Below are 22,898 nucleotides of genomic sequence, written 5' to 3' on the forward strand. Positions count from 1 at the left end.
AAAGAAGGTGTAAAAGTGAAATATCGTAATTTAGGTAGATCAGGTTTAAAGATAAGTGAATTAAGCCTGGGAAGTTGGCTTACATATGGAAACTCTGTAGAAGCAAAAAAAGCCACAAATATAATTAAGCAAGCTTATGAAGTTGGAATAAATTCTTTTGATTCAGCAAATGTTTACGCTCAAGGAGAAGGAGAAAGAATTGTTGGAAAGGCCTTAGAACAATACCCCCGAGAATCTTATATCCTCACTTCAAAAGTATATTGGCCTATGGGAGATGGCGTGAATGATCGCGGATTATCAAGAAAGCACGTTTTCGAACAACTTCATTCATCTCTAAAACGTCTTAATAAAGATTATCTCGATATTTACTATTGCCACCGATTCGATTCAGAGACCCCTATTGAAGAAACATTGAGAACGATTGATGATTTTGTCCGTCAAGGAAAAGTATTATATGTTGGAGTAAGTGAGTGGACGGCGGCTCAAATAGCTGAAGCATTGGGGGTTGCAGACCAATACTTATTGGATAAAATAGTCGTAAATCAACCGATGTATCATATGCTTGATCGAAAAATCGAAGAAGAAATTATTCCTTTTTGTGAAAATAAGGGCATAAGTCAAGTCGTATACTCACCATTAGCGCAAGGGGTTTTAACTGGTAAGTATAAAAAAGGAAAGGGATTACCTAAAAATAGTCGGGCGACTGACGAAACCGCCAATATGTGGATGAACCCGTATTTAACAGACGATGCTCTAGAGAAGGTTGCTAAACTGGAGTTAGTTGCAAAAGAACTTGGAGTGAAACTTTCTCAATTAGCAATTGCATGGATATTAAGACATCCAAGTGTAGCTAGTACGATTATTGGAGCAAGCAAACCAGAACAAGTTGTGGAAAATGCCCAGGCTTCTGAAATTACTTTATCAAATGAAATAATTAGTGAAATAAATAAAATTTTAAAAGATTCCTAGTTGTAACTCACCAATTAAAAGTATTGAAATGAAAAAGGAGTGCTATTGTTATGTACAGTGAACCAATTTTTCTTGAACCGGAGTTTAAGCAAAGAATTTGGGGTGGAACGAAATTAAGAGATTATTTTGATTATAATATTCCTTCAAATATAACTGGTGAATGTTGGGGAATATCAGCTCATAAAAACGGCCCTTCGACTTTAAAAAATGGTCCATTAAAAGGCAAAAAATTAAATGATGTATGGAGAGAAAATCGTGAACTATTCGCAAACGAACAGGGCGATACTTTCCCTCTGCTAGTGAAAATATTAGATGCTAATGACGATTTATCTGTACAAGTTCATCCGGATGATGAATATGCAAACCAACATGAACATGGGGATTTAGGTAAAACGGAATGTTGGTATGTCATTGATTGTGAAGTGGACTCACATTTAATTGTAGGTCATCATGCGAAAACAAAAGAAGAATTCATTGCAAAAGTAGAAAGCGGTCATTGGGATTCTCTATTGAGAAAGATAGCGATTAAACCGGGAGACTTTTTTTATGTACCAAGTGGAACGATCCATGCAATTGGTAAAGGAGCACTAATTCTAGAAACACAACAAAGTTCCGACACGACCTACCGAGTATACGATTATGACCGTACTGATAAAGAGGGAAATAAAAGAGAATTACATGTAAAAAAATCAATTGATGTATCGACAATTCCACATGTTGAGCCCAATTTGGAGCAGAAAGTTATTAAGCAAGAAGGCTTAGTTTATAAGATGCTTGTCTCAGAAAAATATTTCACAGTTTACCACTACTCCCTAGCCGGGTCTGTAAAAATGAATAGAGATTATCGTTATTTACTAATGAGTGTTTTTAAAGGTAATGGATCTGTAATTATAGAAGGAAAAGAGTTCCCGTTTTGTAAAGGTGATCATTTTATTATTCCATCAACTATAAACGAATTTGAGTTGAATGGGGAAACAGAATTAATCGTGTCACATACAACAGCTTAAAAAATATAGGAAGGTGAAAGGCTATGGATTGGAAAGAAGAATACACACGTTGGCTAACCAACGCGCAGTTAGATCGTGACATGAAAAAGCAATTAGAAGTGATTGCAGGAAACGAAACTTTAATTGAAGATTGTTTTTATAAGTCTTTAGAGTTTGGAACAGGTGGACTTAGAGGTGAACTCGGGGTAGGAACAAATCGTCTTAATGTATATACGATTCGAAAAGCAACAGAGGGATTAGCACAATATATTATTCAAAAAGGTGAATTAGCGAAAAAACAAGGTGTTGTTATTGCTTATGATTGTAGACATAAATCTCCAGAATTCGCTTTAGAAGCTGCAAGAGTTTTGGGTAAACACGGAATAATAGTGTATTTATTTAATGAATTGAAGCCAACCCCACTACTATCATACTCAGTCCGTCGCTTGAATGCATCAGCTGGAATCGTCATTACTGCTAGTCATAATCCACCTGAATATAACGGGTATAAAGTTTATGGATCAGATGGTTGTCAGATTACTTTAGATGCAGCGAACGCAATTATCTCTAACATAAACGCTGTAGTAGACGAGTTGGAAATTGAGGTGTTAGACAAAGATAGGTTACTAGATTCTGGAACATTAAAGATGATAGGTCAAGAAATAGAAAAAGAATACATGGAAGAAATGAAGTCAATAATTGTTAACCAAGAAGTACTAGATAAGTATGCAAAAGAACTAAAAATTGTTTTCACTCCACTTCACGGTACGTCTAATAGACTTGTTCAAAAAGGTCTGAAAGAATTCGGATTTTCCAACGTTAACATTGTTAAAGAACAAGAACAGCCGGATCCTAACTTTTCTACAGTTGATTCCCCAAATCCAGAAGAACATGCAGCTTTTAAGTTAGCAATTAGTTATGGGGAAAAGATGGATGCGGATATTTTAATGGGAACAGATCCTGACGCAGATCGTGTGGGTGTTGTGGTGAAAGATAATCAAGGAAATTATGTTGTCCTAACTGGTAACCAAACGGGTGCATTGATGTTGGATTACTTATTATCAAATAAACAGGATATACCAACCAACGGAACTGTTCTGAAGACAATTGTTACAAGTGAAATTGGTCGCGAGATAGCTAAAGCTTATAATCTTGAAACAATAGATACACTCACTGGATTTAAGTACATCGGGGAAAAAATTAATCAGTTCGAACAAACAAATAAGCATCAATTTATGTTTGGTTATGAAGAAAGTTATGGTTACTTGATTGGTGATTTTGTTAGGGACAAAGATGCAATTCAAGCATGTTTGTTTATTGCTGAAGTTGCAGCATACCATAAATCAAAAGGAGCATCTTTGTACCAAGCATTAGAAAACATATTTGATAGATATGGTTATTTTTATGAAGATCTTAAATCAATTACCTTAAAAGGTAAAGCAGGTTTAGTACAAATGATTAAAATAATGGAGCATTTTAGAGTGATAGAAGAGTTTCAAGTAGGAGAAAACAAATTAATAAAGAAAGATGATTACAGGATATCAGTATCTAAAAATGTCGTCTCAGGTGAAATAGAAACAATCAAACTTCCACCTTCAGATGTCCTAAAGTTTTTCCTTTCTGATGATTCATGGTTTTGTATACGCCCTTCAGGAACAGAACCAAAAATCAAGTTTTATTTTGGTGTGAAAGGAAGTTCTGTTGAAGATGCAAAAGGTAAGCTAGTTTTGATTAGAGATAAGGTAAATTCAATAATTAAACGATTAACTTAAGGATAAAGTGGCGCGTTATTCTATAATTTCGCGCTTTTTTCCGACAATAAAACCAATATATCATTGCTTTTCCACCTTAATTAGTTTATATTTTAATTAAAATATAAACTAATATATAAAATAATTAAACTTATTTAAGTTAATTCATTAACTGATTTGATGTTTTTAATATTGTTATTGTAATACGTTGATTTATTTATATTTTTTCGTTAATTTGATTTTTTTATTATAGCATCATAAAGGGGTGTATAAAATGAAAATAGGAAAAAGGTTGAAAGATGGTTTCAGTCTTTTGAAGCGAAGTAATAAAAAAAGCGCAAAAAAAGTGCGTATAAAAGACAAGCAAAGTAAAAAGAAAATGAAACTAAAATCTAAATTAATTATCTCTTTTATTTTGTGTAGTGTAATTCCAAGTATTATTGTTGCCTCGTTTGTCTTTCTAGCATCAAGAAATGCAATTGAGGACAAAGTAACAGATTTAACAGAAGAGGTAAGTGTTCAGTTAACCCATAATATTAATACAATGATAGATCAGACAGAAAGGCTTATGTACATACCTGTTGGTAATCAACGTTTTATGAGTAATATTAGACGAGACGATCTGACAGATAATGAAAAAGCAGCGCTTGCTCGAAGTGCTTCAGATGAGTTTTCAAGTATGATCCATTTGAATACTCATATTGATAATTTCTTTTTTGTTAATAATGAGGGAGAGATATATGGTAGGAATATTTCCTCTGGCTTTTCTTTTGAAAGTTTTATGGAGGAAAACATATTAGAACAATTAGAAGAAAAGGAATATTTGTGGATTTCTAATTTTAGCAATGACCTTGATCATATCTACATTTTTCAAGGAGTGAAAAATAATTTCAACCGAACGGTAGGAGCTTTTGTCATTACTGTAGATCGATCTTTCTTTAATGAAACATTTGATTTGTTAGGAGGTGCGGATCAAAAAGAAGTTTATATTATCGATGACTTAAACAGAATTGTTGTAAGTAACTTAGAACAAGCAACTGGTAACGAATGGATAGAAGATGCTAGTTTGGTAGAAACAGATGAATTCCTTTATTCAATTAATGAAACTATAAATGACTGGAATGTGATCATTAAGACGAATAGAGATTATTTAATGAGTGAAATCAATCAAGTTGTTAATTATGTTTACGTTGTCGTAGCCATTTTTATTATTTTATCTATTATAGCTGGACTAATCATTACTTTAAGCGTAACGAAACCAATTAATAAAATAGTACTTCTAATGAAGAAGGCAGAACAAGGGGATTTAACCGTTAGATCTTCTTACACGTATAACAATGAAGTTGGAGCACTGGGCTTAAGCTTTAATACAATGTTACAAAAGATAAAGGATATTTTAAAGGAAAGCAAAAATGTGTCGAACTTCGCATCCGATAGTGCAGATAAATTAAAAACTTTCTCAAATGAATCTGCAGATATAACAGGCCAAATTGCACTAGCTATCGATGAAATAGCGTCGGGTTCAGCAGAGCAAGTTAATCATGCAGAAAAATCTAATACAGAAATGCAAGAATTATCAAACCAGATTAAGGAAGTGGAAGGAAATGTCATTAATGTTTCTAATGCAACAAATAAAACGAAAGAATTAAGTGGACAGTCGATAAATAATATAAAATTATTAACGGATAAAAATGAAGAAATGGGATCGAATATCTCGCAAGTAGACGAATCTATTATCCGGTTATCAAATGATATTTTAGAAATTAAAGAAATAATGAAATTAATCAAAGGTATCAGTGATCAAACTAGTTTACTTTCATTAAATGCAAGTATTGAAGCTGCCAGAGCTGGAGAAGCTGGGAAAGGTTTTGCGGTAGTTGCTCAGGAAGTTCGTAAGTTATCTGAAGAATCTAGTGATTCTACGATGAAGATAGAATCAGTGATTGACAAAATTTTGAATCAAACAGACTTATCAGTTAACCTTGTTAAGAAATCAATGAATCTGTATGGGGAACAAACAGATTCGATCAAAAAGACAAAATCTTCATTTGAGCAGATTATTGTTGATACAAGCTCTATTATTGGTGAAGTAGTGTCCATTGAATCTGCTATTAAGAAAATTACAGATGCAAAAGACAAAGTAGAAAGTTCAATTGGTGAAATGGTAGAAGTTTCAGAAGTTGCATCATCTAATACAGAGGAAGTAACTGCTACCACTCAAGAACAGGCTAAAGCGGCTGAAACATTAGGTTCTTTAGCGGAAGACTTAGTTAAAATAATCTCAGATTTAGAAAATAAAATTAACTCATTTATTCTTGAAGAAGATTAAAGTATTCCTTTTACATTGTAATGAAAAATACCGCTTAATAAGTATTTTAAGCGGTATTTTGTCTTGAACATTATCAATCAGTAAGAATCAATAGTGATGAACTGTCTATAAATGATTAAAAGGAGAGCTGACAATGCCGATTATTGTTAATGAAAAAAATTTAGAGTTTCACCTATTTAATAATGAAATTAGTTATATTTTTCGAGTGTTAGAAAAAAGTAAACACTTAGAGAACCTTTATTATGGAAAAAGAATACAACATCGCGAGTCATTTTCGCATTTAATTGAAAGAGATGTACGGCCATCATGTAACTTGTTTGAGGGAGATCACACATCTAGTTTAGAACATATAAAACAAGAGTATCCTAGTTATGGATCGACAGATTATCGTTACCCTGCTCATATGATAACGAATCAATTAGGAAGTAAAATTACCAATTTTCAATACAGAGGTTTTGAAGTAATTGAAGGTAAACGGGATATGAATGGTTTACCAGCAGTATATGTTGAAAATAATGTAGAGGCTCAAACGTTAGAAGTAACATTGTTTGATGAAGTATTAGCTTGTGAATTGGTATTATCATACACTATATTTGAAGATAAAAATGTAATTTGCCGTAATGCATCATTTAAAAATATCGGAAAGGAGAACTTTTATCTTGATACTGCCATGAGCGCAAGTGTAGACCTCCCAGACGATAATTATGAAATGATCCATTTAGCTGGTGCATGGGCTCGAGAAGCACATGTGCAAACGAGTCAGTTGTCTAAAGGAGTACAGTCTATTTACAGTTCTCGAGGAGCTAGTAGTCATGTTCATAACCCATTTTTCGCATTAAAGCGTCCTGATACATCCGAAAATCAAGGCGAAGTTTATGGTTTCAGTCTAATTTATAGTGGGAATTTTCTTGGTCAAGTTGAAGTTGATACGTATGATGTAACAAGAGTAATGATGGGGATTAACCCATTTCAATTTAAATGGCGCCTAAAACCTAGCGAAACTTTTCAAACACCAGAATGTGTCATGGTCTACTCCTCAAATGGATTAAATGATATGAGCCAAACATATCATGATATTTATCGTACTCGTCTCGTTAGAGGCTATTGGAGAGATAAAATCCGTCCTATCTTAATTAATAACTGGGAGGCAACTTATTTTGAGTTTAATGAAGATAAAGTAATGAAGATTGCAGAAACTGCTAATGAACTAGGCATTGAACTTTTTGTATTGGATGATGGATGGTTTGGAGAAAGGAATTCAGATAATAGTTCACTAGGTGATTGGTTTGAAAATAAAGAAAAACTGCCTAATGGTATGGAAGGATTAGCGGAAAAAATCACAAACTTAGGGATGAAATTCGGACTTTGGTTTGAACCAGAGATGATTTGTAAAGATACAAAACTATTTCAAGATCACCCAGATTGGATGATTAAAACACCTAATCGAGATGCTTCGCATGGACGTAATCAATTTATACTTGACTTCTCTCGTGATGAAGTTGTTGATCACATTTTTACTTTAATGGATAAAACACTAGAAAAGTCAGATATATCCTATATTAAATGGGATATGAACCGTTATATTACGGAGCCATATTCATTAGATTTAGAAATTGACCAACAAGGAGAGTTTTTCCATCGATATATTTTAGGTGTGTATAAGCTGTATGAGAAATTAATAAAGAAGTATCCAAAAATCCTTTTTGAATCTTGTGCAGGTGGTGGCGGACGTTTCGATCCTGGGATGTTATACTATGCACCTCAAGCATGGACGAGTGATGATACAGATGCAGTGGAGCGTCTCAAGATTCAATACGGGACTTCAATGGTTTATCCATTATATTCAATGGGAGCTCATGTTTCCGAGGTACCTAATCATCAAGTTGGACGTACAACTTCTATTGAATCAAGAGCGAATGTTGCTTATTTTGGCACGTTCGGATACGAAATGGACATTACAAAATTAGATGATGTTGAAAGAGAAAAAATAAAAGAACAAGTTTCGTTCTTTAAAGAGAAACGAAAATTAATTCGTGATGGCCGGTTTTATCGTTTGTTAAGCGCTTTTGAATCAAATGAAGTCTCTTGGATGGTTGTGTCAGAAGACAAAAAAGAAGCGATTGTTGGTTACTATAAAGTGCTTTCTAAACCTAACGATAAGTATTATCGAATAAAATTAGTCGGGTTAGATCCTGAGAAACTTTATTTAATTGAAGGCAGAGAAACGCTACACTATGGTGATGAGTTAATGAATGTCGGGATTATATTAGGCGAAAATTATACTGATAGAGCAGGTGAGTTTTGGTCCAAAGAGAAAACAGAAGACTTTTCTTCAGCAATATTTACAATTAGAGAAACTATATAATCATAGTGCAATAAAGAAGAGAGCGGATGTTGTAGAGCTTCTCTTCTTTTTTCTATTGATCAAAATTAAACCTGTTCCAAACTTTGGTGAATATTCCGTGGAATGAAGTGTAGTGAAATGCTAGACTTCTTAATTTAACTAAACGATAACTAATAGTTGACTTAATAATTTAAAAAATATATAGTTATTATGTAACTAAAATTAAGTAATATTTCAGTCATTTATAAAGTTTAATAAATGCTATGCTTATTTTAGTTATTTCGTGCACCTATAGTAACTATCTTTAACCCCTTTAAGGTAGTTTCTAAGATCATGTTAGTAGTTTTCCATCTTTGTTTTATGCAATTTGTTAAATAGGAGGAGGGATAATACCAATTTATGAAGAGCTTTTGTACATTTTACCCCTAAATGTAAGCGTTTTAAAAAACTGCAAGGAGGATAACATGAAAATAAATTACAAAAAATCACTTTCGGTTTTATTAATATTCACCATATTGTTTTCTATGATGCCGACGAATATTTTGGCGAATTCTTCAGTAGAAGAAGGGCGAGTATTAAAGATCTCTGACCCAGATGCAACTCAATTTACTAAGGAATTATTTGCTTATCTTCAAGATGTAAGTGATGATGAAGTTTTATTTGGTCAACAACACGCTACAGATGAAGGATTAACGATTAAACCAGAAGATGGTGATGTTAACTTTGTGGGATCAACCCAGTCTGAAGTGAAAAATGCTGTTGGAGATTACCCAGCTGTATTTGGTTGGGATACAAATAGTTTAGATGGTAGAGAAAGACCAGGTAATGCAATCGATGATGTTCCATTATCTCAGGAGGAAAGAACACAAAACCTTGCTGAATCAATGATTACAGCACATGAGTTAGGTGGAATCGTTACACTTAGTATGCACCCTGACAATTTTGTAACGGGTAATTACTATGGGGATACAGACGGTAATGTTGTACAAGCCATTTTACCAGGTGGAACACATCATGACGACTATAATGAGTGGCTAGATAATATTGTTGATTTATCTCATTTGGTTAAAGATGAAGATGGAAATCATATTCCTATTATTTTCCGTCCGTTCCATGAACAAACAGGTTCTTGGTTCTGGTGGGGAGCGTCCACAACAACACCTGAACAATATAAAGCGATTTTTAGATATACAGTTGAATACTTAAGAGAGCACAGTGCTAACAACTTCCTTATAGGTTATTCACCGGGGGCTGGTCCTGCTGGTGATGTTGAGCGTTATTTTGAAACATATCCAGGCGATGATTATGTCGATATTTTGGGTATTGATAATTACGATAACAAAAGCAATGCAGGTTCACAAGCATGGTTAGACGCGGTTGCAGAAGACTTAGCAATGCTTGCTATAGAAGCAGAAGCCAGAGGGAAAATTTCTGCATTTACTGAATTCGGATATAGTGCTACGGGAATGAATGAAGAAGGAAATAATCTTTCTTGGTGGGAAGATTTATTAGATGCAATCATGAATCACCCGGATTATCCAGAAGCAGCAAATACGGCATATATGTTAACTTGGGCTAACTTTGGATTCCCTAACAATATGTATGTTCCTTATCGAGATATACATGGTGATTTAGGTGGAAATCACGAACTTTTGGAAACATTCCAAGCTTTCCATGATGACGAGAAGTCTTTATTTACTGAACAAGTAAAAGGTCATGTTTACAACACAGGTGAGAATTTTGTAGTGGCAGAACATGAAAGTGTAGCATACACGTTATCACCGACTAATGGAGATGCGATTACAGATAACACTGTTACGATTCGTACGCGAGTTGTTAATGATGATGATGCGAAGGTAACTTATAGTGTAGAAGGTTCAGAAGAAGTAGAAATGAACTTTGATGGTCAATACTATACTGCAGATTGGACTCCAAGCGCAGCATTAAATGGTGGTACTGCGGATATTACGGTACGCTACTATGATGGTTCTGATAATCTAGTAAGTGAAGAGGTTATTCGTACGTACTTAAGAGTTTCCGAGATTTTAGTTGATGAAATTACATTTGATGAAGATACAGAAGGTGCCCTAAACAAAGGAACGTGGCCAGAAGATGGCGTTGACTTTGAACTCTCACATGCTGAATTAGGTGAAGATGGAAAACTTGCACTTTCCGTTTCTGGTATGCCTGCCGATGAGTGGTGGCAAGAATTAAAAATCGGTTTTGCGGATTTATCTCATATTGATTTTGATTTAGTAAATCAAGTGAAACTAGATGTATTAATTCCAGGATCAGCTGGTGATGGTGCATTAGTAAGTACTGCTCTAGCAGCCGATGGTGAAACAAAATATGGTGAAGGTTCTACAGAGCAAAACGTTTCTGATCTTGAAACGGTGGAAGTTGATGGAGCGGAATATAAACTTTATGAAGCTACTATCAATTTAGACGATACGATTACAGAGGGAACTGAGTTTGGACTTATTGGAAAACAATTAGACTTTACTGACACGTTCTATTTAGACAATATACAATTTGTAAACGCATACGTTGAAGCTCCAGCTGATCCTTTATTAGTTGATGATTTTGAAGGATACCTTGGTGACAATGATTTATTAAACCGTAACTATTCAACTAATGGTGATCCAATTTCATTATCATTAACTCCTGACCACAAAAATAGTGGTGAGTACGGCCTTCAGTATGATTGGACAATTGGTAGTCAAGGCTACTCTGGAAGGCAAACATCTTTAGGACCAGTAGATTGGTCTGGTACAAATGCATTCCAATTCTGGTTAAAGCATGATGAATACCCAGGAAACCACCTAACGGTTCAAATTCAGCTAGGTGGAGTGAGCTTTGAAACTGAAATCGATTTAGAAGAAAGCTTTGAAGGACTAGTTACAATTCCGTTTGCCGATTTTGCACCAGCACATTGGGAAGGAAATCAAGACGCGATAATTGATACTCCTAGATTAGAGCGCGTTAGTCAATTTGCTCTTTATATGGGTGGAGAACGAGGTAACGGTACATTATACTTTGATGATATAAGAGCAGTGAACGATGAAGACGCTCCTAAAGTACCTGAACGAGAAGTAGTTGGTGAAGTTGAACCAATTATCTACGACTTTGAATCTGACCTAGATGGTTGGGGAGGAAGTACATCTTCGATCGTAGATGGAAACTTAGTTCATCCAATTGGTCTAGGTAATGCAGTGAAAACCGAAGTGAAGAAAACCTCTGGCTATGACTTAAGTGGACATAACTATATTGTAGCGACAGTAAAACATGATGAAGAAGGAACGTTCGGTGACGATCCTTTGAATGCTAAATTATTTATTAAAACAGGTAGCGGTTGGGCTTGGGCTGATTCCGGAGACGTTAGTTTATCTTCTGATGAATATACCGAGATTGTATTCGATATTTCCGATAATGCTGCAAGAGAAAATGTTCAAGAAATTGGTCTTGAATTTACTGCACCAGAAGGAGCTGAAGGAACTACGAATGCATATATTGATTCGATTGAAATTTTAACAACACTTGACGGAGTTCCTGAAATTGAATCAAGATACATTACTTTTGAAACAGAAGAGGATCTTGAAGGTTGGCAGCCAGAGGGTATTTATGTCGAAGATGGCAATGTATTTATACAGGTAGATGGAGAAACAATGTTCCAAAATCAAACTGGCGATGATTTTTCTGATTATGCTACTATTACTGCCCGATTAAAAGTAGAAGATACAGATTCTTTAATTGCGAAACAATTTATCCAAACTGGAGAAGGTTGGACTTGGGTTGATGGTGGTGAAGTTACGATAGAGGCTGATGAATTCACAGAAATTACTTTTGATATTTCACACATTTCTGATCGAGATAATGTAGGTGGATTTGGCATTCAGTTCCTTGGCAATGGCACTGCGATCGTTGAGCACTTTGTTTTAGAGCCTGCTGAAGAAGAAGTAATTGATGATAGCCGTCGTGAAGACCCTGACTATGATAACCGTGAATTTGAAGATGTTGTTGCAGAATTCACATTTGATAATGACATGGAAGGCTTCTTCATTAAAGAAGAAGATAATAGATGGCAAGCAGAATTTGGCGATCCAAAAATCGAGCACAGCACAGAAGTAGGCAATGGAGCGTTACGTGTTAGTGCTGTAATTGACGAAATGTATAGCTGGCAAGAACTAAAAATGTCTGTAGAGCTTGACTTTTTAAGTGATGTAACGATGGTCACTTATGACATGTTCTTAGAATTAGATTTATTAGAAGGACAAGGTGGTAGACCAATTAATCCGCATATTGCGTTAGATCCAGGCTGGGTAAAATACGGTGATGGTGAAAATGTGCGTAGAGTTAATGACTACCCAATCGTAACGTTTAATGACAAAGATTATATTAGAATTACAACAACAAACTATATTTTAGGTGATGCGAGTGGGCAAAACATCTTGAATATTAACTTTGTTGCTGATAACCTTCATTATGTAGGCCCAATATACATCGACAATGTCATTTTCCAAGATACTGAACTTGTTGGTGATTGGCCAGATCCAGATCTATTACCAGTAAAACAAGAAACAATTAATACTGATGACTTCGTATTGGATAATGTTAATCTAATCGATCCAAATGCAACACCAGAAACACGATCTTTATATGCTTATTTACAAAACATTAGTAACAACCACATCCTATTTGGACACCAACATGCTACGACTCAAGGTGTAACATTTAGTGGTAGTGATGGTACGCAATCTGATGTATATAATTCCGTAGGTGAATTCCCAGCAGTTTATGGATGGGATACCTTGTCAATTGATGGACAAGAAGAGCCGAACGGTATCTATGAAACTGCAGAAGTTATGAAATTAGCTTATGACAGAGGCGGTATTATTACGTTAAGTGCTCATATGAATAACTTCTACACAGGTGGAGATTTCTATGATACTACTAGTGCAGCGGAACATATCTTACCAGGAGGAAGCCATAATGATGTGTATAAAGATTGGTTAGATAACTTAGCATACTTCGCGAATGACTTATTAGTTGATGAAAATGGTAATAACATTCCTGTTATTTTCCGTCCATTCCACGAGCATAATGGAGGATGGTTCTGGTGGGGAACTCCTTACAACACGAGTGAGGAAGACTTCATAGCGCTATGGCAATATACGGTGGAATATTTACGTGATGAGAAAGGCGTTAATAGCTTCTTATACGCGTATTCACCTAATGGTTACTTTGATGGTGACGAAGATGCATATTTCTTCGGATATCCAGGTGACGAATACGTTGATATCTTAGCGTTTGATCAATATGACAGAGACTTAACAGAAGAGTCTATGGACCGTCTTGTTGCAGATGCGGCGATGGTTGTAAGACTAGCAAACGAAAGAAATAAATTAGCAGCTCTTACAGAAGTTGGAGCAATGTACGAAAACAGTGGTCTGTGGCCAGACGGACATGAAAATGAAAATAAAAACAAAACTTGGTGGACAGATTTAGGAAATAAGTTGCAAGAAGATGAAGAAGCTCGTCAATTGGCTTACATGATGACGTGGAGAAATGGTGCGTTAAACCATATGTGGGTACCATATCGTAACCACTTCCTATTAGGAAACAGTGAAATGCTTGAAAACTTCATTGAATTCTATAATGATGATTACACAGTATTTGGAGAGCGTTTAGGGAATGTTTATAACCTATTTGCTGAAACTGATGTTGAAGTACCAATTGATATCCCTCAAGAGTTAATTGATGTTATTTCTGACTTAATTGACAGAATAGAAGAGTTAGAGAACAGTACAGAAGTAGCAGATCTTGAAGAGCTAGTAAGTGAGTTAGAGGGTGAACTTGAAAATCTTAAAGCTAAGTACGATGCTCTTGATGGAAAAGTTGATGGGCTAGAGCAACTAATCAATAATCTAGAGAATCAAGTAAATGAGTTAAAAGAAGGAATTTCTACTGAATCTGTTGATGATTCTCCTCCGAATGAAGGTAGTGGGTCACCAGAAGAAGTAGTCGAAACTGATTCGAAAGAAGACTCAACAGTAGAAAGCAAAGACGGAGATCAATTAGCTGATACAGCAACAAACATGTTCAACTATTTATTAGTAGGGATGTTATTACTACTAATTGGTGGTACAGTGTTCTTCAAATCAAGAAAGAAAGTTACTGAATAATATTATTAATAGAGCTCTCTTCCTAAAATTGGGAGGGGGTTCTAATCTATAATAACTAAAAATAAGCTAGAGTCGTCTTTATTTTATCTAAACATAATTATCAATTGATTATTTATTCTTTATGTTCAATGTCTATTTAGCGGAGGTATTTATGACAATCTTATTTGAAAAAAATACGAAAACATTTCATCTGCAATCCAAAAATACAAGTTATATTTTCAGAATTGTAAAAAACGGTAATTTAGCACACCTTTATTGGGGAAAAAAGGTGAATCAATACAACGGATCAAATGAGTTTATTTTCGCAGAAAGATCATTTTCTCCAAATCCAGATCCGGAGAATTGGGATGCTCGCTATTCATTGGATACTTTACCGCAAGAGTATCCTGCCTATGGCAATTCTGATTTCAGAAATCCCGCTTATCAAGTACAGTTTGAGAATGGTACAACAATTACTGATTTACGTTACGTCTCACATGTTATAAATCAAGGTAAACCATTATTAGCTGATTTGCCGGCGACATACGTTGAATCAATAGATGAAGCGGAGACATTAGAAATTACCCTAGTAGATGAATTAACAAATCTGAAAGTAATACTATCGTATACAATCTTCAACGATTTTAATGCGATTACACGATCCTCGCGTTTTGTTAATGAAGGAAATAGCTCTCTAAAGCTATTAAAACCAGCTAGTATGAGTCTCGATTTTCAACAGAATGATTTTGACCTAATTACATTACCTGGTGCTTGGGCTAGAGAACGGCATATAGAAAGAGCAGATCTGCGCTCAGGTGTCCAATCTATTGAGAGTAGAAGAGGAACAAGTAGTCATCAGCAAAATCCTTTCATGGCGTTAGTGGGGAAGGGAACAGATGAAAACCATGGGGAAGTTTTCGCGTTTAACCTTGTGTATAGTGGTAACTTTTTAGGATCCGTTGAAGTAGATCAATTTAGTAATTCCCGTGTCACGATGGGTATTAACCCCTTTGATTTCAATTGGCTATTGAAGGCAGGTGAGTCGTTTCAAACGCCAGAAGTGGTCATGGTTTATTCTAGTGATGGCTTAGGTGCAATGTCTCGAACATACCATCATTTATATCGTAAACGACTCTGTAGAGGGAATTATAGAGATAAGGAACGCCCGATTTTAATTAATAACTGGGAAGCCACTTACTTTGATTTTAATGAGGAGAAAATCTATGAAATTGCAAAAAAGGCAAAAAGCTTAGGTGTTGAACTTTTTGTCTTAGATGATGGTTGGTTTGGAGATCGTAATAGTGATAAAGGATCATTAGGTGATTGGTATATTGATAAGAAAAAAATACCAAGTGGTTTAGATGTGTTAGCTGATAAAATTAATAAGCTAGATATGAAGTTTGGGTTATGGTTTGAACCGGAAATGATCTCACCAGATAGTGATTTGTATCGCGAACATCCGGATTGGTGTATCCATGTTCCAGAAAGAAATCGTTCTGAAGGAAGAAATCAGTTGATTTTAGACTTTTCAAGAGAAGATGTATGTGAAGAAATTATCAAAAGAGTTTCTGATATTTTAGAAAAAAATCCTATTTCCTATGTGAAGTGGGACATGAATCGTCATATGACTGAAACGGGATCGGCAAGTTTGCCTCCTGAACGGCAAAGAGAAACTGCACACCGTTATATGTTAGGTGTCTATAAAGTTATGGAGCGCATAACAACGAAATTCCCTCACATATTATTTGAGAGTTGCTCGGGTGGTGGAGGTAGATTTGATCCAGGAATGCTTTACTATATGCCTCAAACATGGACAAGTGACAATACCGATGCAGTGGAACGTTTGAAAATACAATATGGGACCAGTCTTGCGTATCCTATTATTTCTATGGGTTCTCATGTTTCTGCAGTTCCGAATCATCAAGTGAATCGAATGACTTCAATGGATGTTCGAGGTCATGTAGCGATGTCGGGTAATCTAGGATACGAACTTGATGTGACGAAACTTACAGAAAATGAGTTGCAAGCCATGGCAGCACAAATAAAAAAATATAAAAAGATACGATCAATCATTCAGTTTGGAGAATTCTACCGATTGTTAAGTCCATTTAGTAGCAATGACACGTCTTGGATCTATGTAACAGAAAACAAAACAGAAGCTGTTTTTGTGTATATTTCTGTTCTAGCAATACCAAATGCTCCATTTAAAAAGATAAAATTAAATGGTTTAGCTTCAGGTAAAAAATATTACATTGAGGAGTTAGAAAAAAGTTACTATGGTGATGAGCTAATGAATGCAGGATTAAACATTAATCATTCTCATTCGGACTTCTCAAGTATATTGTTAACATTAAAAGAGATATAATTCAAAGAGTAAAAAAACGAAGCTTCTCTAGAAAAAGAGAAGCTTCGTTTTTGGTAATACAAAATTCAAGGAGTTAGCTCGTTGTAAAATTTATATCAATTCTTTTTTTATTAGCTATATATAGCGGTATCGGCTTGCTTAAGAAGTTCTTCTGAATAAGTAGAGTCCATCGGGAATGTACTTATACCGATACTACCTGACACATTAATTATGTTAGACTGGTTTACTAAGATTATCGACGAGTTTCTGTGCATATTTTTCTAGTAATTTGTGATCGTTGGTGTTCATTAGTACGACAAATGCATCACCGCCATTTCGGTAAATGGAATTAGTTTTATACTGATAATCACTATGAATATCTACATGATGAGTTTTTCCTTTCGTTGATGATATGATACGTTTTGAAATTGCTTTGAGTAATCCATCTCCAACATCATGACCATGTGAATCATTGACTTGTTTAAAACCATCAATGTCAATATAGAAAATAGAAAAAGGCTTCGACGTATTTGTTGCTGTTTCAAGGCTATCATAAAAAAAGCGTCAATTAGATAAAACTGTTAATGTGTCAGTATCTGCGAAATAAGCTAGTTTACTAATTAGGGACTGTGATTGCTCAGAATTTCTCATCTGACTTTACATTTAACAACATGGACGCAGCGAATGAGCACCTGATAACTATACTATTAGACGTGAATAAACGACCACATCATGAACACAAAATCTCAAAAAATCAGCTATTAAATAAGGAAAGAGAAACAAATGGAATCACTACGATTCAAGGCCCTTTATTATCATCTTTTAGGGAAGTTTTACTTTATAAAAAGATTAGTTGAAGTGTTTATGTGATATGAGTTGTAAAAACGGTAAAAAATATTATTTGTGTTCATTATACCATATCTTCCGAGTAGTGTGCACATTCTATCGTAACAAAAACTAATGTTAAATTAACTTAACGATTAGCTTTTCATCCGTAAAAATGTTATGATGCTATTTAGCGACATTCAAAATTAAGTTTAAGTGTTATTACATATTTATTTTCGAGGATGGTGGGCAATGAAAGATTTGTTAATTAAAGGTATGACATATGGGTGGAATACAACTCGTGGAAAATACCAAACGAAAGAAGCAGTCGAATCAATGGAAAAGCTAAAAGAAACGGGAGCAGAGTGGATAGCTTTGTCCTTTTATACTTTCCAAGAGACATACTCTTCTACAGAGATAGTCTTTGATTATGGGCATACTATGACAGATAGAGATATCGATTTCGCTGTAAAAAAAGCAAAAGAGATGAATATGAAAGTATGTTTAAAGCCGGTAGTAAATTCTAGAGACAGGATATGGAGAGCTAGAATAGGATTTCCAGAGGAAGCGGTCGCCCTTTGGGCAAAATGGTTTGATTCTTATACAAAATTTATGCTCCACTATGCAGAATTAGCTGAGAAATTAGGATGTGAGATGCTTTGTATAGGATGTGAAATGGTTGCAACAGAAGGACAAACAGAACATTGGAGGCAATTAATAGAATCGGTTAGAGAAGTTTATCATGGGCCATTGATTTATAATGCGAATCACGGTAAGGAAGAAGGGGTTGAATGGTTTGATAATGTAGACATCATTGGAACAAGTGCATATTATCCAGTAGCTGAGAAACCAGGTGATAGTGAAGAAAACATGATCAAAAATTGGGAACTTGTGAAAATAAAGATGCAGAAATTAAGCAGAAAATTTAATAAACCCATTCTATTCATGGAAATTGGCTGTAGAAGTGCAGAGGGTTGCGCTACGATGCCCTGGGATTTTTCTAATACACATTTACCATTTAGCGAAGATGAACAAGCAAAATTTTATTCCTCAGTACTCAAAGTGTTTTGGGACGAGCCGTGGTTTGCAGGCTTCTTTTGGTGGGATTGGAGTGTCGATTTATATCCATTAGATAAAGCTAAAACAAATCTTGGGTTTGATATATATGGTAAGAAGGCTGAACGTGTATTAAAAGAGTGGTACCTCCAATAAATCAATTGAAAATAAACAAACACCAGACTTTAATGGTGTTTGTTTATTTTGCTATGGTTTCAATTATCTTAGTTAAACTTAGAGAGGTCATTTAAACGAAACAATACATCGTGTTCGTTGGTTAAAATGAGATTATTGATAATTAAGCATGTTCTGTTCATATCACTCCCTATCTTAGATCCATTGAAGCCAATTCAATACTATTCCCAGGGGTCATTTTTCTGCTCCATAATAGGTAATAACATGAGGTGGAATAAGGAACCCCTACCCCCTCTTCACGTGTAGGTTTCGTGTTCCTAATTTAAATACTCCTTTTCCTTTCTTTATATAATGTAATAAATAATATTCACGAATGGCTGGACCATAGAAATGGTTTGGCATACATAATTCCTGGCCATAATTATGTAAATATAAATCATTCGCAAGTGAATTATAAGGAACATATACCATTATTTGAGACATGAGATACCTCCGATAACTAGTATTTTAACTTATTTATTAACTTTATTTACTTTACCTAACCAATAGTAAATAGTGTTGAAATTATTGTCAATATCGTTCTTCTCTTTTTGTGAAAGTCATAGTATTATCACATGATAAACTAGTATTTAACCATATTTTTTGATGATAAATGTATTAAGTAATAATTCACTATTAACTCACTTAGTTAATCTGTTATATAGTTGACAAGGAAGTGTTTTAAATAATAAAATGAAAATAAGACTTAATCGATAAACTTATATTTCAGGTGATACATACGTATGAAGGTTTATTATAAGTTTTGCGAATTTAAAAAGAAGAGAGGAAGATAAATCATGACTATTATTCAATTTCCCGAAGAAATGAAATGGGGAACAGCTACTGCTTCCTATCAAATAGAAGGGGCAGCAAATATTGACGGAAGAGGACAATCAATTTGGGATGCCTTTTCAAAAACTCCTGGAAAAATTGTAAACGGTGACAATGGTGACATTGCTTGTGATAGCTATCATCGTTTTGAAGAAGACATTAAGATTATGAAAGATCTAGGTATTACCACGTATCGTTTCTCTATAGCCTGGCCAAGGGTAATTCCCCAAGGAGTTGGTGATGTAAATCAAGAAGGACTAGACTTTTATCATCGCATGGTGGATTGCTTACTTGAAAATGAGATTGAGCCAATGTGTACACTATATCATTGGGACCTCCCACAAGCACTTCAAGACAAAGGAGGGTGGGATAATAGAGAGACAATTGATGCGTTTGTTGAATATGCGGAACTAATGTTTAAACAATTCGAGGGGAAAATAAAGTATTGGATAACATTTAATGAACCATGGTGTGCATCATTTTTATCGAATTATATAGGTGTACATGCACCAGGTTTTCAAGATCTTCAATTAGCAACAAATGTTGCTCACCATATACTTGTAGCTCATGGGAAAACTGTAAAAAAATACCGTGGATTAAATAGTAAAGAGGGTCAAATTGGCTATGCTCCTAATGTGGAATGGAATGAACCATTTAGTAATAGGCAAGAAGATATTGATGCATGTCGTCGAGCAAGTGGCTGGTTTATAGAGTGGTTTATGGATCCTGTTTTTAAAGGGGAGTACCCTTCATTTATGACAGAATGGTTTAAAGAAAAAGAAGGGGTTACTGTTCCAGTTTTAGAAGGGGATATGGAGTTGATTTCTCAACCAATCGATTTTCTAGGAATTAATTATTATACAGGCAGTGTAAGCAAACATACGGATGGTGGATTGCTTCATCACGAACAAGTCGATCAAGGTTATCAAAAAACAGATATAGGGTGGAATGTTTTTCCTGAAGGTTTTTATAAAGTATTAGTATATATTAAAGACCGTTATGGTAATGTTCCTATCTATATTACAGAAAATGGTTCTTGTTATAATGATGAACCAGTGAATGGTGTAGTAAAAGATGAAGGGCGCATCACTTATTTAAGGCAACATTTAACAGCACTACGTCGCGCTATGCATTCAGGAGTCAATATAAAAGGGTATATGACATGGTCACTTTTGGATAACTTTGAATGGGCGGAAGGGTATTCAATGCGTTTTGGAATAGTATTCGTGAATTATCGAACATTAGAACGCATTAAAAAAGATAGCTTTTACTGGTATAAACAAACGGTACAAAACAACTTTTTTGAGATCTAGTTCTGGTAAATAATATAATAATTCATTTGACAATTGACTTGAGGAGTTAGGTAGAATATCCTACTTAACTCTTTTTTGTTTTCTCTATCCAAGTACTAATAGGGATTGACTAGTGTTACTTAAAATCTATTAATATTTTTAGTTAAATTTGCCTATTGTTTAAGCAATCGATTACCTTTACAATATAATTATGTAAGCGGATTCATAATTACCTTTGTTCTTTCAATTAAGAAGGAGGTGAAACGAGAAAAAAACAATGTAATAGATTTAAACACCTATGAACTTGCATAAACTAAAAATTTATGGAGGTTTTTTTATGAGGTTAAGTGGTAAAGTGATTTTAACGTGCGTGTTACTTTTTTCATTGGTATTCTCTTTTTCCGTTGAATCGCCTATTCAGGCAAGTACAAGAGGTTTTCAGGTAAATGGGACTCAATTACTTGATGCCAATGGAAATTCTTTTGTTATGAGAGGCGTTAATCACGGACATGCTTGGTACAAAGATACGTATAGCACAGTAATTCCGGCTGTTGCTGCTACGGGAGCGAATACAATTCGTATTGTACTATCTGATGGAGGGCAATGGCAGAAAGATGACATTAATACTATTAGAAATATAGTTGATTTGGCTGAACAGCACAATTTAATAACGGTTCTAGAGGTACATGATGCAACTGGAGATGACTCAATTGCTTCACTTAATCGAGCTACAGACTATTGGATTGAAATGAGAAGTGCGTTAATCGGTAAAGAGGACACCGTTATTATTAATATTGCAAACGAATGGTACGGTACTTGGGATGGAATCGCTTGGGCAGAGGGATATAGACAGGTGATTCCTCGTTTACGAGATGCTGGCTTAAATCATACGTTAATCGTTGATGCGGCCGGTTGGGGGCAGTATCCGCAATCGATATTCGATTATGGAAACGAAGTATTTAACGCTGATCCTCAAGGAAACGTGATGTTTTCCATTCATATGTACGAGTATGCAGGTGGAGACGCAAATACTGTAAGAAACAATATTGATCGTGTTCTTAATAACGGTCTAGCGGCTATCATTGGTGAATTTGGACACTATCATACAAATGGAAATGTTGACGAAGACACCATTCTTAGTCATTCTGAACAAAGAGGAGTGGGTTGGTTAGCGTGGTCGTGGAAAGGTAACAGTGCTGAATGGGCTTATTTAGACATGTCAAATGACTGGGGAGGCACTAATTTAACTTGGTATGGAGACAGAATAATAAATGGAGTTAATGGGATTAGGTCTACTAGTCGGGTTGCTAGCGTCTTTACAGAAGATGGAACCGAACCGCCAATAGATCCAGTAGATCCAACTCCGCCATCAGAGCCAAGTGCAACACTCTATAGTTTTGAAGATGGTACCCAAGGCTGGTCTGGTTCTAATGTTAACGGCGGCCCATGGGCAGTATCGGAATGGAGTTCACATGGCAGTCAATCTTTGAAAGCTGATGTTATGCTAACGGCTAACTCTAAGTATTACTTATCTCTTATTCAAAATATGGACTTTTCAAATAGGTCAACGATGACAGCTACTGTTAGGCATGCAAGTTGGGGTAACGTAGGAAGTGGTATGCAAGCAAAAATATATGTTAAAACAGGATCGGGTTGGACATGGCATGATGGTAGTAATGTAGATATTAGTCAGAATGCAACAGATGTCTCCATCGATTTGTCATCTATTCCAAACTTAAGCCAAGTTAGAGAAATTGGTGTTGAATTCATCACTTCTGGTAATAGCTACGGTCAATCAGCAATATATCTGGATAACGTCAGAGTGTATTAATACCC

General features: G+C 35.1%; 11 protein-coding genes and 1 pseudogene. 10 read left to right on the top strand and 2 right to left on the bottom strand.

What is annotated here, in order from left to right; all coding sequences use genetic code 11:
* Positions 1 to 15 precede the first annotated feature (15 nt).
* From OWO01_RS07745 to OWO01_RS07775, 7 genes are all read left to right on the top strand, one after another.
* Positions 16 to 969, top strand: coding sequence for an aldo/keto reductase family protein (locus OWO01_RS07745; RefSeq protein WP_268779871.1), 954 nt, complete (start codon positions 16 to 18; stop codon positions 967 to 969).
* 50 nt (positions 970 to 1,019) lie between these two features.
* Complete coding sequence (gene manA, locus OWO01_RS07750) at positions 1,020 to 1,976, top strand: mannose-6-phosphate isomerase, class I (protein WP_268779872.1); 957 nt, start codon at positions 1,020 to 1,022, stop codon at positions 1,974 to 1,976.
* A 23-nt stretch (positions 1,977 to 1,999) separates the two neighbouring features.
* Positions 2,000 to 3,727, top strand: a complete 1,728-nt coding sequence (locus OWO01_RS07755; protein WP_268779873.1) for a phospho-sugar mutase — start codon at positions 2,000 to 2,002, stop codon at positions 3,725 to 3,727.
* Positions 3,728 to 3,980: 253 nt separating this feature from the next.
* Positions 3,981 to 6,035 carry a methyl-accepting chemotaxis protein gene (locus OWO01_RS07760; RefSeq protein WP_268779874.1) on the top strand — a complete coding sequence of 685 codons (2,055 nt, stop codon included), beginning with the start codon at positions 3,981 to 3,983 and terminating at the stop codon, positions 6,033 to 6,035.
* A gap of 133 nt (positions 6,036 to 6,168) precedes the next feature.
* Positions 6,169 to 8,400, top strand: coding sequence for an alpha-galactosidase (locus tag OWO01_RS07765; RefSeq protein WP_268779875.1), 2,232 nt, complete (start codon positions 6,169 to 6,171; stop codon positions 8,398 to 8,400).
* Positions 8,401 to 8,843: 443 nt separating this feature from the next.
* The gene (locus OWO01_RS07770; RefSeq protein WP_268779876.1) at positions 8,844 to 14,561 is read left to right on the top strand and encodes a glycosyl hydrolase; all 5,718 of its coding nucleotides are present in this window, start codon (positions 8,844 to 8,846) and stop codon (positions 14,559 to 14,561) included.
* A 151-nt stretch (positions 14,562 to 14,712) separates the two neighbouring features.
* Positions 14,713 to 16,905 carry an alpha-galactosidase gene (locus tag OWO01_RS07775; RefSeq protein ID WP_268779877.1) on the top strand — a complete coding sequence of 731 codons (2,193 nt, stop codon included), beginning with the start codon at positions 14,713 to 14,715 and terminating at the stop codon, positions 16,903 to 16,905.
* 213 nt (positions 16,906 to 17,118) lie between these two features.
* Here OWO01_RS07775 and OWO01_RS16150 read toward each other — a convergent pair.
* Positions 17,119 to 17,424 (bottom strand): annotated as a pseudogene (locus OWO01_RS16150) (GGDEF domain-containing protein); the annotation flags it as partial.
* A 537-nt stretch (positions 17,425 to 17,961) separates the two neighbouring features.
* Between OWO01_RS16150 and OWO01_RS07780 the strand changes: the two are divergent.
* Entirely contained in the window at positions 17,962 to 18,921 is a 960-nt protein-coding gene (locus tag OWO01_RS07780) for a glycoside hydrolase family 113 (protein WP_268779878.1), read from the top strand.
* A 264-nt stretch (positions 18,922 to 19,185) separates the two neighbouring features.
* Here the strand turns inward: OWO01_RS07780 and OWO01_RS07785 are convergent, their stop codons facing one another.
* Positions 19,186 to 19,383: an AraC family ligand binding domain-containing protein gene (locus OWO01_RS07785; protein WP_268779879.1), complete on the bottom strand. Its 198-nt coding sequence runs from the start codon at positions 19,381 to 19,383 to the stop codon at positions 19,186 to 19,188.
* Between the two features lie 353 nt (positions 19,384 to 19,736).
* Here OWO01_RS07785 and OWO01_RS07790 point away from each other — a divergent pair, with 353 nt between their 5' ends.
* Together OWO01_RS07790 and OWO01_RS07795 are read left to right on the top strand one after the other, a co-directional pair.
* Entirely contained in the window at positions 19,737 to 21,083 is a 1,347-nt protein-coding gene (locus OWO01_RS07790; protein ID WP_268779880.1) for a GH1 family beta-glucosidase, read from the top strand.
* Positions 21,084 to 21,399: 316 nt separating this feature from the next.
* Positions 21,400 to 22,893, top strand: a complete 1,494-nt coding sequence (locus tag OWO01_RS07795; protein ID WP_268779881.1) for a glycoside hydrolase family 5 protein — start codon at positions 21,400 to 21,402, stop codon at positions 22,891 to 22,893.
* Positions 22,894 to 22,898 lie beyond the last annotated feature (5 nt).

It is taken from the genome of Natronobacillus azotifigens, from assembly GCF_026805325.1.
Classification (GTDB): domain Bacteria; phylum Bacillota; class Bacilli; order Bacillales; family Amphibacillaceae; genus Natronobacillus; species Natronobacillus azotifigens.

Excerpts from the sequence above, each read along its gene's own strand:
- OWO01_RS07755 (WP_268779873.1), top strand. The coding sequence starts at position 2,000 with ATGGATTGGAAAGAAGAATACACACGTTGGCTAACCAACGCGCAGTTA.
- OWO01_RS07775 (WP_268779877.1), top strand. The coding sequence starts at position 14,713 with ATGACAATCTTATTTGAAAAAAATACGAAAACATTTCATCTGCAATCC.
- OWO01_RS07760 (WP_268779874.1), top strand. The coding sequence starts at position 3,981 with ATGAAAATAGGAAAAAGGTTGAAAGATGGTTTCAGTCTTTTGAAGCGA.
- OWO01_RS07780 (WP_268779878.1), top strand. The coding sequence starts at position 17,962 with ATGAAAGATTTGTTAATTAAAGGTATGACATATGGGTGGAATACAACT.
- OWO01_RS07785 (WP_268779879.1), bottom strand. The coding sequence starts at position 19,383 with ATGTCTCAAATAATGGTATATGTTCCTTATAATTCACTTGCGAATGAT.
- OWO01_RS07790 (WP_268779880.1), top strand. The coding sequence starts at position 19,737 with ATGACTATTATTCAATTTCCCGAAGAAATGAAATGGGGAACAGCTACT.
- OWO01_RS07765 (WP_268779875.1), top strand. The coding sequence starts at position 6,169 with ATGCCGATTATTGTTAATGAAAAAAATTTAGAGTTTCACCTATTTAAT.
- manA (WP_268779872.1), top strand. The coding sequence starts at position 1,020 with ATGTACAGTGAACCAATTTTTCTTGAACCGGAGTTTAAGCAAAGAATT.
- OWO01_RS07795 (WP_268779881.1), top strand. The coding sequence starts at position 21,400 with ATGAGGTTAAGTGGTAAAGTGATTTTAACGTGCGTGTTACTTTTTTCA.
- OWO01_RS07770 (WP_268779876.1), top strand. The coding sequence starts at position 8,844 with ATGAAAATAAATTACAAAAAATCACTTTCGGTTTTATTAATATTCACC.